This window comes from Pseudomonas sp. SG-MS2 (assembly GCF_009933855.1).
In the GTDB taxonomy this organism is placed as follows: Bacteria; Pseudomonadota; Gammaproteobacteria; order Pseudomonadales; family Pseudomonadaceae; genus Aquipseudomonas; species Aquipseudomonas putida_E.
This window is the reverse complement of sequence record NZ_MOMO01000006.1, coordinates 1-11,117: the sequence shown is the minus strand read 5'-3', so window position 1 is coordinate 11,117 and position 11,117 is coordinate 1. Positions and strand designations below refer to the sequence as shown.

The following is an 11,117-nucleotide window of genomic DNA, read 5'->3' as shown; positions in this document are numbered from 1 at the left end:
CCCGCCTGCCGGTGGCGCAGCTGCCGGAAGAACTGGCGGAACTGGGCAGCACCGTGAACGCCATGCTGCAGCGCCTGGATGACGCCTTCCAGCGCCTGTCGGCGTTCTCGGCCGATATCGCCCACGAGCTGCGCACGCCGCTGTCAAACCTGCTGACCCACACCCAGGTCACCCTCACCCGCCCCCGTAGCCTCGAGGAATACCGCGAAGCACTGCACGGCAACCTTGAGGAGCTGCAGTGGATGGCACAGATGATCAACGACATGCTTTTCCTGGCCAAGGCCGACCATGGGCTGCTGGCACCAGGGCAGGCGATGCTGGCGTTGCATGAAGAGGTGGACGCGCTGCTGGAGTATTACGCTCCCCTCGCCGAGGACAACGAAGTGCAGCTGCTGCGTGAGGGTGAGGCGACGTTGAAGGGCGACCGGCATATGCTGCGCCGGGCACTGTCCAACCTGCTCGACAATGCACTGCGGTTTACGCCGGCAGGCGGGCAAATACGCGTGACGCTGGAGCCTGGGGGGAAGGTTTGCGTGGCCAATACCGGCAAGCCGATCGAAGCTGCTTCATTGCCTAGGCTGTTTGACCGGTTTTATCGGGTGGACCCGGCGCGGCGCGAGGGCAGTAGCGAACATGCGGGGCTGGGCCTGGCAATCACCCGGTCGATCATCCAGGCCCATGGCGGGAGCATCCGGGCACAGTGCAAGGACGGCTGGACGCGGTTTGTAATCGAGTTCAGCGAGCCGCTTTAGATCGCGTGGGCTGATTTGCAGCCCCTTCGCGACACAAGGCCGCTCACAAAGCTGACGTGATCGCGGTAGGAGCGGCCTTGTGTCGCGAAAGGGGCGCAAAGCGCCCCCACAGTGCAATCAACCAGCCAGCCCGATCGCCGGCTGCACCTGCGAAGCGCGGTATGCCGGGTAGATGGTCGCCAGGAAGCTCATCACCAGCCCGGCGGTGCAGATGATCGCCACATCACCCCACTGCAGCTCGGACGGCAAACTGCTGATGAAGTAAACATCCGAGGTAAAGATGTGCTGCCCGCTCACCCGCTCCAGCCAGCCGACGATCTGGCTGACATTGAACGCAGCAATCACACCGAGCACGCCACCGATCAATGTGCCGACGATACCGATCAGGCTGCCCTGGACCATGAAGGTGCCCATGATCTGTGCCGGGGTGGCGCCCAGGGTACGCAGGATGGCGATGTCCGGCCCCTTGTCGTTCACCACCATCACCAGGGTGGCGATGATGTTGAACGCCGCCACGGCGATGATCATCAGCAGCAGCAGGCCGATCATGGTCTTTTCCATCTTCATGGCACTGAACAGGCTGCCCTGGGTGTGCGACCAGTCATCGGCGCGGTAGGCATCGCCCAGGCTGGCAGCAATGGCCTTGGACACCTGCGGTGCGGCATACAGGTCGTGCAGTTTCAGGCGCACGCCCTGCACCTGGCCTGGCGCCCAGCGCTGCATCTCGCCGGCATCGGCCACGTGCATGTAAGCCTGCGAACCGTCCAGCTCGGCACCCACCTTGAAGATGCCGACCACCGTCAGGCGCTGCATGCGCGGGGTGATGCCGCCCGGCTCCTTGCTGATTTCCGGCACGATCAGGGTCAGTTTGTCGCCGGTATTGAGGCGGAACCGGCGCGCAGTCAGCTCGCCGATCACCACGCCGTACTCACCCGGCTGCAGGGCCTGCAGGCGCCCCTGCACGATGTGCTGGCCGACGATCGAGACCTTGCCCTCTTCGGCCGGGTCGATACCGCTGACCTGGATGGGCTGCATCGCACCTTTGTAGGAGAGCATGCCCTCCATCTCGGTGATCGGCGCAGCGGCCATCACTGCCGGGTTCTGCAGTGCCGCGTCGGCAGCCTTGCGCCAGTCGTCCAGCGGCTGCACGCCGAGGATGCTGGCGTGTGGCACCAGGCCGAGGATGCGCGAGCTCATTTCGCGCTGGAAGCCATTCATCACCGACAGCACCACGATCATCGCCAGCACACCCAGGGACAGGCCGATCATCGAAGTCATCGAGATGAACGAGATGAAATGGTTGCGGCGCTTGGCACGGGTGTAGCGCGCACCGATGAACAAGGGCAAGGGTCTGAACATGTAAAACACCCACTGAAAAAGTTGCGGGGTGGCTCAGGCCACCCCGTGCAAGCGGCTCAGATTGCCACCAGATGACCGTCGTCGAGTTTCAGCACACGGTCCATCTGGCGCGCCAGGTTGAGGTCGTGGGTCACCACCAGGAATGCCGTGCGCGAGGCGCTGGACAGCTCCTGCATCAATTCCTGGATGCCTTGGGCGGTGTGGTGGTCGAGGTTGCCAGTCGGCTCATCGAGCATCACCAGGCCCGGCCGGTTGACCAGCGCCCGGGCAATGGCCACCCGCTGACGCTCACCACCGGACAGCTCGGCCGGCTTGTGGTGCAGGCGGTGGCCCAGGCCGACACGCTTGAGCAGTGCCTCGGCGCGCTCACGTGCCTCGGGGATCGCGGTGCGGCCGATCAGCAGCGGCATGCACACGTTCTCCATGGCCGTGAACTCGGGCAGCAGGTGGTGGAACTGGTAGACGAAGCCCAGCTCACGGTTGCGCAGCAGGCCGCGGGCCCGCTCGCCAAGCGCCGACAGCTCTTCGCCGGCCAGCCAGACGCTGCCTTGGGTCGGCCGATCGAGGCCGCCCAGCAGGTTGAGCAAGGTGCTCTTGCCCGAACCCGAACTGCCGACAATGGCCACCCGCTCCCCGGCGTGGAGCTCGAGGTTGAGCCCGGCCAGCACTTGCACCGACTCCGGGCCCTCGTCGTAGGACTTGCCCAGGTTGCGGCAACTCAGAACGGCTTTATCACTCATGCGCGACTCACTCATAACGTAGCGCCTCTGCAGGCTGGGTGCGGGCCGCACGCCAGGCCGGGTACAGGGTGGCGAAGAAACTCAGGACCAGCGCCGCACCGCAGACCATGTACACGTCCTGGGCCTGGATCTGCGAGGGCAGGTAATCGATGAAATACACGTCAGCGTTGAGGAACTTGTGCCCGATCAGTTTCTCGATGCCGGCGATCGCCGCGCTGACGTTGAGCGCAGCGAGGATACCGACCACTGCACCGATCAGGGTGCCGATCACCCCGATCACCGTACCCTGAACCATGAAGATGGCCATGATCTGCCCGGGCGTGGCGCCCAGGGTACGGAGGATGGCGATGTCACCACGCTTGTCGTTGACCACCATCACCAGGGTGGAAATGATGTTGAACGCCGCCACCGCAACGATCAGCAACAGCAGCAGGCCGATCATGGCTTTTTCCATGCGGATCGCCTGGTACAGGTTGCCGTGGGTACGGGTCCAGTCGCGGCTGTAGTACTCCTGCTCACCCAAATGCTGGGCGATGCTCCAGGCCACGCGTGGCGCCTGGAACAGGTCGTCGAATTTCAGGCGCAGGCCCTGCACCTGGTCCGCCTTCCAGCGGTGCAGGCGTGAAAGGTCGGCAATGTTGGTCAGGCCCAGGTAACCGTCGATCTCGCCGGCACCGACGTGGAAGGTGCCGACCACGGTGAAGCGCTTCATGCGCGGGAACATGCCGGCCGGCGTCACGCTGACTTCAGGGGCGACGAAGGTCAGCTTGTCGCCGATGGCCACGCCCAGCTTGGCGGCCGCCTTGTCACCGATCATGATGCCCCACTCGCCCGGCGCCAGCTGGTCGAGGCGGCCTTGCTGAATGAAGTTGTCGATGATCGACACCTCACGCTCGCGACCTGGGTCGATACCATTGAGCAGCACCTTCTGCACCTTGCCATCATGGGTCAGCAGGCCCTGCATCTGGGTATAGGGCGCAACCGCCAGCACCTGCGGATTCTGCTTTACTTGTTGGGCAAGGGCAGGCCAGTCGTTGATCGGCTGGCCGCTCTCAAGCGTGGCGTGAGGGACCATGCCCAGCACGCGGGTACGCATCTCGTGGTCGAAACCGTTCATTACCGAGAGCACCACGATCATCACTACCACGCCCAGGGCGAGGCCGATCATCGAGGTCAGGGAAATGAACGAGACGAAGTGATTACGGCGCTTGGCACGGGTGTAGCGCGTACCAATGAATGCGAAAAGAGGTCTGAACATGTCGGGGCTTGTTCGGATGAAAGGGAACGTCCTTGTGGCGAGGCGCCTGCGGCGGCTTTACACTCGGACCACCGCCGCTACCATGGGTTCGCCATGACGACATTAGACGAAGAAGATCGCCGCGAATACTACCGCATCGAAGATCGGATCGCACTGGAAATCAGCCCCCTGAGCGCGGCCGAAGCCCTTGAGCCAGAACTGTTGCAGGATGATTCACCACTATTCAACCTGCTCAGTGAGCTGCACCTGTCCGACTTCGAGTCCCAGCACCTGTTGCGTCAGCTGAGCGAAAAGGACCGCACCCTGGCGGCGTTCCTGCGGGCGCAGAACAAGCGCCTGGACCTGCTCAGCGCGGTGGTCGCGCAAACCCTGATCGGCGAGATCGGCCAGCCCCAACGGGTGATCATCTCCGAAGGTGGCATCGAATTCGCACAAACTCAGCAAATCGCCCCAGGCACCCGGGTGAAAGTGAAGATGGTGTTGATGCCCCGCGCCCACGGCCTGCTGCTGCGCGGCAAGGTCACCCACTGCGACCCGCGCGCCGATGGCAGCTTCGAACTCGGCACCGAATTCACCGACATGACCGATGCCCAGCGCCAGTTGCTGGCCCGCTACATCCTGCAGCGCCAACAGCAGCAGCGGCGCCAGCAGCTGGAACAGGGCGACCCTGCCTCCTGAGCCTTTTCATTTTTGACCTGAAGGAACGAACGTGACCCTCATCTATGGCCACCGCGGCGCCAAGGGCGAAGCGCCCGAGAACACTCTGCACAGCTTCCGTCAGTGCCTGTCCCACGGCGTGACCCGCTGCGAACTGGACCTGCACCTGTCGGCCGACAATGAGCTGATGGTCATCCACGACCCTACCCTCAAGCGCACAACAGGCCGGCGCGGCAAGGTGGTCGAACACCCGGCAGCCGACCTGGTCACCTACGACGCACGCAAGGGCGGCCCGGGCCATGTGCAGCCTTGCCCCATCCCACGGCTGGAAGAACTGTTCGAAAAATGCCCCTTCGAGCACTGGCAACTGGAGGTCAAGAGCGCCTCGCGGACCCGTGCCGCCACCACGGTGCTGGCGATTCGGGAACTGGCACAGCAGTACGGCCTGCTGGACAAGGTGACCATCACCTCGAGCTCGCGGGAAGTACTGGGTGCTGCGCTGGAACTGGTACCTGACGTGAAGCGCGGTCTGGTCGCCGAGTACGCCTGGCTCGACCCGCTGAAGGTCGCGCAGAACTATGGCTGCGATCTGCTGGCCTTGAACTGGACATTGTGCACTCCCGAGCGCCTGCTCAAAGCACAGGGCCAGGGTTTGCATGTGTCGGTGTGGACGGTCAACGAGCCGGCACTGATGCGCCGGCTCGCTGATTTTGGCGTGGACAGCCTGATTACAGACTTTCCCGGTTTGGCCAAGACCACCCTCGGGTAGGGCTGAAATCGGTCTCCCCGACCGGCTCAGGCCACCGGCCGGAGCCGCTCAAAAAAGCCGGTTCAGGCCGTCATAGGCAGCTACCCGATAGGCTTCGGCCATGGTCGGGTAGTTGAACGTGGTGTTGACGAAGTACTTCAGGTTATTCAGTTCGCCCGGCTGGTTCATCACCGCCTGGCCGATGTGGACGATTTCCGAAGCCTGGTAGCCGAAGCAATGCACGCCGAGGATTTCCAGGGTCTCGCGGTGGAACAGGATCTTCAGCATGCCTTGCGGCTCGCCGGCGATCTGTGCACGCGCCATGCTCTTGAAGAACGCCTTGCCCACTTCGTACGGCACCTTGGCCTGGGTCAGCTCCTGCTCGTTCTTGCCGATCGAGCTGATCTCCGGAATGGTGTAGATGCCGGTCGGCACGTCGTTGACGAAACGCCAGCTGCCGTTGTCGACGATACTGCCTGCCGCCGAGCGGCCCTGGTCATGGGCGGCACTGGCCAGGCTCGGCCAGCCGATCACGTCACCGGCACCATAGATATTCGGCACGCTGGTGCGGTAGGCCTCGTCGACTTCGATCTGGCCACGGCTGTTGACCTTGATGCCGATGTTCTCAAGGCCCAGCTTGTCGGTATTGCCGGTGCGGCCGTTGCACCACAGCAAGGCGTCGGCCTTGATCTTCTTGCCAGACTTCAGGTGCAGGATCACACCATTGTCCAGGCCCTCGACCCGCTCGTAGTCTTCGTTGTGGCGCACGGTGATGTTGTTGTTGCTGAAGTGGTAGCTCAGCGCCTGGGAAATTTCCGAATCCAGGAAGCTCAGCAACTGCCCGCGGTTGTCGACCAGTTCGACCAGCACGCCCAGGCCACTGAAGATCGAGGCGTATTCGCAGCCAATTACGCCGGCGCCGTAAACGATGAGTTTGCGCGGGGTGTGGCTGAGGCTCAGGATGGTGTCACTGTCATAGACACGCGGGTGATGGAAGTCGATGTCGGCCGGGCGATACGGACGCGAGCCGGTGGCGATGATGATGTGCTTGGCGTTGAGCTTTTCCACCACGCCATTGGGGCAGACCACTTCGACGGTCTGCTCATCGGCGAAGCTGCCGGTACCGAAGAACAGGTCGACGCGGTTGCGGGCGTAGTAGCCGGTACGCGAAGCGACCTGCTTGGAAATCACCTTCTCGGCGCTCTTGAGCACGTCCGGGAAGGAGAACCAGCGCGGCTCACCGATGGCTCGGAACATCGGGTTGGTGTTGAACTGCATGATCTGCCGCACCGAGTGACGCAGTGCCTTGGACGGGATGGTGCCCAGGTGGGTGCAGTTGCCACCGACCTGGCGACGGCTGTCGACCATCGCCACCTTGCGCCCTGCTTTGGCGGCGTTCATTGCCGCACCTTCTCCGGCCGGGCCGGAACCCAACACCACTACGTCGTAGTTGTAGACAGCCATGCGTACTCCTTCAGAACTGGCCCGCTGGCCACGGTCGCCGCGGGACTCGATCATGCCGCCGGGGCGCCATGAGAAAATTCGGGTGCAGTCTAATCAAGCGTGAACGCCGCGCACATTAACCCTTGGTCGCGTCGTAGGCCAATTTTGCCTGCACTACATGTGCATCCACCGATTCCCTGGCAGCTACCGTCCCTGCTTGCGCTTTCACTTGCCTGTGAGCGCCCGCTCGAAAGCAGGCGTAGCTCGGGAGACGAAGCCACCCTCTGCCCGAGTCACCAATACCGCCGCCAGGTCATGAGCGATGGCAAAATCCCAGCCCCGCTCGGGCCCGAGGATCAGCAACAGGGTCGAGTAGCCGTCGGCCTGCAGCGCCGAGGCATCGAGCACGGTGACGGCAGCCAGGTCATGATCGACCGGGCGACCGAGACGGGCATCGAAGGTGTGCGAATAGCGCCGGCCATTCTGCTCGAAATAGTGCCGATAGTCACCCGAGGTCGATACACCCAGGCGGTTGACCGGTATTACCTGGCGGGCGATCTGACGGTTTTCGCGGGGCAATTCCAGGGCGATGCGCCATGGGCTGCCATCGGGTTTGCCGCCCACCGCCTTGAGCTCGCCGGTAACTTCGGCAATGAAGCTGGCGATACCCATGGCACGCAGGCGTGCAGCAATCAGGTCCACGGCGTGGCCAGCGGCGATGCTGTTGAAGTCCAGTTGCACCGGCGCGTCCTTGCACAATGCCTGGCCCTCGATGCGCAAGTGCTGGTAGCCCACACGCAGGCGGGCATTGGCCAGCGCCTGCGGTTCTGGCACCTGCTCATGGCGGGCCTGGGGGCCGAAACCCCAGAGGTCGAGCAGCGGCTCGACAGTGAGGTCAAAGGCACCATCGCTCTGTTCGGCCAAGTGCTGGCCGAAGGTGACCAGTTCGAGCATGTCTGACGGCAAGGCCAGGCACTGGTTGCCGGGGAGCTGATTGAACTGGCTCACCGCAGAGTCGCCGCGGTAGGTCGAGTAGTGCTGATCTATGCCCTGCAGGATCGTTTCCACCGCCGCCTGTACCTGGACAGGCGCCGGCCCGCCTGGCTCGCGGACGTACTGGATGCTGTAGCTGCTACCCATGGCAGGGCCACCGAGGCGCTCCAGGGTGGGGCCTTGGTTACAGGCGGTCAGCAGCATGAGGATGAACAGGAGGGCTGTGCGCAAAAGTTGAGTTCTCGGTTGCCAGCACCGGCCTCATCGCCGGCAAGCCGACTCCCACAGGGTCACCACATACCTTGGAGCCACTGTTTCACCTGTGGGGGCCGGCTTGCCGGCGATGAGGCCATTACAGACACAGTAGCGGCCAGATCGGTTCATCAGACCATAAAAAACGGGAACCCGAAGGTTCCCGTTTTTTCATTGCCTTACAAGCGAATTAGCGTGGAAACGCTGGCGGGTTCACACCGGCCATGTCTTCCATCACGCGAACCACCTGGCAGCTGTAACCGAATTCGTTGTCGTACCAGACGTACAGGACAACGCGGTTATCGTTGGCGATGGTCGCTTCGGCGTCAACCACACCCGCGTGGCGCGAGCCTACGAAGTCGGTGGAAACCACCTCCTGCGAGCTGACGTAATCGATCTGCTTGTGCAGCTCCGAGTGCATGGCGGTCTGGCGCAGGTACTCGTTGATTTCTTCGCGGTTGGTGGCCTTTTCCAGGTTCAGGTTCAGGATGGCCATCGACACGTTCGGCGTCGGTACGCGAATGGCGTTGCCGGTCAGCTTGCCCTTGAGCACCGGCAGCGCCTTGGCGGCAGCAGTGGCAGCACCGGTTTCGGTGATGACCATGTTCAGCGGCGCGGCGCGACCACGACGGCTGCCCTTGTGGAAGTTGTCGATCAGGTTCTGGTCGTTGGTGAACGAGTGAACGGTTTCGACGTGACCATTGACGATGCCGTACTGGTCGTTGATGGCCTTGAGCACCGGCACGATGGCGTTGGTGGTGCACGAAGCTGCCGAGATGATCTTGTCCTCGGCGGTGATGTCACCGTGGTTGATGCCGTGCACGATGTTCTTCAGCGCGCCCTTGCCAGGTGCGGTGAGGATCACGCGGGCAGCGCCCGGGCAGGCCAGGTGCTGGCCCAGGCCGTCGGCATCACGCCATACGCCGGTGTTGTCGACGATCAGGGCGTTGTCGATGCCGTACTGGGTGTAGTCGACTTCGCTCGGGCTCTTGGCGTAGATGATCTGGATCAGGTTGCCGTTGGCAGTGATGGTGTTGTTGGCTTCGTCGATGGTGATGGTGCCATCGAACGGGCCGTGCACCGAGTCACGGCGCAGCAGGCTGGCGCGCTTGACCAGGTCGTTTTCGGCACCCTTGCGCACAACGATTGCACGCAGGCGCAGGCCGTCGCCACCACCGGTCTTCTCGATCAGGATGCGCGCCAGCAGGCGGCCGATGCGGCCGAAACCGTACAGGACAACGTCGGTGCCCTTGCGCGCCGAAGCGTTCTGCTGGCCAACCACGTCGGCCAGTTCTTCACGCACGAACTGCTCGGCGGTCTTGCCGTTGCCTTCCTGCTTGAACTTGTTGGCCAGCTTGCCCAGGTCGACCGAAGCGGCGCCCAGTTTCAGCTCGCTCATGGCTTTGAGCAGGGGGAATGTCTCGTGGACGGACAGTTCGGTTTCGTCGGTCTGACGGTGACGCGCAAAGCGGTGGGCCTTGAGGATCGAGATAACCGAACGGTTGATCAGGCTGCGGCCATAGATCGAGCTCACCACGTTGTTGTTGCGGTAGAGCTGACCGATAAGCGGGATCATCGCTTCAGCCAGAGCTTCACGATCGATCCACTCACCAAGACACTGGTCGGGCTTCTGAGTCACGGGAACCTTCCACATGTAGGGGGAGAAAAAAGGGGCTACATTATGACGCCCCAACGCGTAACCGGCAATGAGCGCCTGTCGTGGGAGCCAAAGCCCGTGCTCATGCCCTTTCCGAGCCTGACAGCACGCACCGGCACCGGTACAATCGGTCTCTTTGCCGCAACGCTTGGAGTGCAATCTCCCGTGTCAGTTCTGCGCCTACCGCAAATGTCGGCCACGGCCGGCAAACAAACCTGGGGCAACCTGCCCGGTGCCGCCCTCAGCCTTGCCATCGCCGAGGCCGCCAGCAGTGCTGGCCGCTTCACCCTGCTGCTGACCGCCGACAGCCAGGCTGCCGACCGTCTGGAGCAGGAGCTGCGCTTCTTCGCCCCCGGCCTTCCGGTGCTGCCGTTCCCAGACTGGGAAACCCTGCCCTACGACCTGTTCTCGCCACACCAGGACATCATTTCCCAGCGCATCGCCAGCCTCTACCGGCTGCCGGAATTGAGCCACGGCATCCTCGTGGTGCCGATCACCACGGCCCTGCACCGCCTGGCCCCCACGCGCTTTCTGCTCGGCAGCAGCCTGGTGCTGGACGTCGGCCAGACCATCGACGTAGAGCAGATGCGCTCACGCCTGGAGGCCACTGGCTACCGCTGCGTCGACACGGTCTACGAACATGGCGAGTTCGCCGTACGCGGCGCGCTGATCGACCTGTTCCCGATGGGCAGCAAGCTGCCCTACCGCATCGACCTGTTCGACGACGAGATCGAGACCCTGCGCACCTTCGACCCGGAGACCCAGCGCTCGATCGACAAGGTCGACTCGATCCGCCTGCTGCCGGCACGCGAATTCCCCATGCAGAAAGAGGAAGTGACGCGCTTCAAGGCACGCTTCCGTGAGCGTTTCGATGTCGACTTCCGCCGCAGCGCGATCTTCCAGGACCTGGCCAGCGGCATCATCCCCGCCGGCATCGAGTACTACCTGCCGCTGTTCTTCGAAGAAACCTCGACCCTGTTCGACTACCTGCCAAGCGACACCCAGGTGTTCTCGCTGCCGGGCGTCGAGCAGGCTGCCGAGCACTTCTGGAACGACGTGCGCGGGCGCTACGAAGACCGCCGCGGCGACTTGAGCCGCCCATTGCTGCCGCCTTCTGAACTGTTCCTGCCGGTGGAAGACTGCTTCGCCCAGCTCAAGCAGTGGCCGCGCGTGGTGGTCAGTGCCGATGATGTCGAGCCTGGTACCGGCCGTGAGCGCTTCCCCGCCCGCACCCTGCCCAACCTGGCCATCGAAGCCA

At 63.2% G+C, this 11,117-nt stretch carries 9 protein-coding genes and 1 pseudogene; 4 read left to right on the top strand and 6 right to left on the bottom strand.

Translation table 11 applies throughout. The features are described 5' to 3' along the window. On the top strand, positions 1 to 752 hold a 752-nt coding region (locus tag BLX42_RS00455; protein WP_161870926.1), incomplete at its 5' end, for a heavy metal sensor histidine kinase. 117 nt (positions 753 to 869) lie between these two features. Here BLX42_RS00455 and BLX42_RS00450 read toward each other — a convergent pair. Genes BLX42_RS00450 through BLX42_RS00440 form a run of 3 tightly spaced genes read right to left on the bottom strand, consistent with a single transcriptional unit; the run spans position 870 to position 4,109 of the window. Further along, a complete protein-coding gene (locus BLX42_RS00450; RefSeq protein WP_119688580.1) occupies positions 870 to 2,111 on the bottom strand; it encodes a lipoprotein-releasing ABC transporter permease subunit in 1,242 nt (413 codons plus the stop codon). 56 nt (positions 2,112 to 2,167) lie between these two features. Beyond that, the gene (lolD, locus tag BLX42_RS00445; RefSeq protein WP_172655298.1) at positions 2,168 to 2,851 is read right to left on the bottom strand and encodes a lipoprotein-releasing ABC transporter ATP-binding protein LolD; all 684 of its coding nucleotides are present in this window, start codon (positions 2,849 to 2,851) and stop codon (positions 2,168 to 2,170) included. A gap of 7 nt (positions 2,852 to 2,858) precedes the next feature. Next, on the bottom strand, positions 2,859 to 4,109 hold the full coding sequence (locus BLX42_RS00440; RefSeq protein WP_161870925.1) for a lipoprotein-releasing ABC transporter permease subunit: 1,251 nt from the start codon (positions 4,107 to 4,109) through the stop codon (positions 2,859 to 2,861). A gap of 93 nt (positions 4,110 to 4,202) precedes the next feature. Here BLX42_RS00440 and BLX42_RS00435 point away from each other — a divergent pair, with 93 nt between their 5' ends. Together BLX42_RS00435 and BLX42_RS00430 are read left to right on the top strand one after the other, a co-directional pair. Continuing rightward, positions 4,203 to 4,787, top strand: coding sequence for a PilZ domain-containing protein (locus BLX42_RS00435; RefSeq protein ID WP_012313575.1), 585 nt, complete (start codon positions 4,203 to 4,205; stop codon positions 4,785 to 4,787). Positions 4,788 to 4,818: 31 nt separating this feature from the next. Beyond that, positions 4,819 to 5,535 carry a glycerophosphodiester phosphodiesterase gene (locus tag BLX42_RS00430; RefSeq protein ID WP_046786451.1) on the top strand — a complete coding sequence of 239 codons (717 nt, stop codon included), beginning with the start codon at positions 4,819 to 4,821 and terminating at the stop codon, positions 5,533 to 5,535. Positions 5,536 to 5,583: 48 nt separating this feature from the next. Here BLX42_RS00430 and sthA read toward each other — a convergent pair whose 3' ends face one another. The 3 genes from sthA to BLX42_RS00415 form a co-directional block, all read right to left on the bottom strand. Then, positions 5,584 to 6,978 carry a Si-specific NAD(P)(+) transhydrogenase gene (sthA, locus tag BLX42_RS00425; protein WP_012313573.1) on the bottom strand — a complete coding sequence of 465 codons (1,395 nt, stop codon included), beginning with the start codon at positions 6,976 to 6,978 and terminating at the stop codon, positions 5,584 to 5,586. A gap of 204 nt (positions 6,979 to 7,182) precedes the next feature. Further along, positions 7,183 to 8,181 (bottom strand): FAD:protein FMN transferase, encoded by a 999-nt coding sequence (locus BLX42_RS00420; RefSeq protein WP_161870924.1) that lies wholly within the window; start codon positions 8,179 to 8,181, stop codon positions 7,183 to 7,185. A 211-nt stretch (positions 8,182 to 8,392) separates the two neighbouring features. After that, positions 8,393 to 9,856, bottom strand: coding sequence for a glyceraldehyde-3-phosphate dehydrogenase (locus BLX42_RS00415; protein WP_012313571.1), 1,464 nt, complete (start codon positions 9,854 to 9,856; stop codon positions 8,393 to 8,395). 168 nt (positions 9,857 to 10,024) lie between these two features. Here BLX42_RS00415 and BLX42_RS00410 point away from each other — a divergent pair. Further along, positions 10,025 to 11,117, top strand: a pseudogene (locus tag BLX42_RS00410) (transcription-repair coupling factor); the annotation flags it as partial.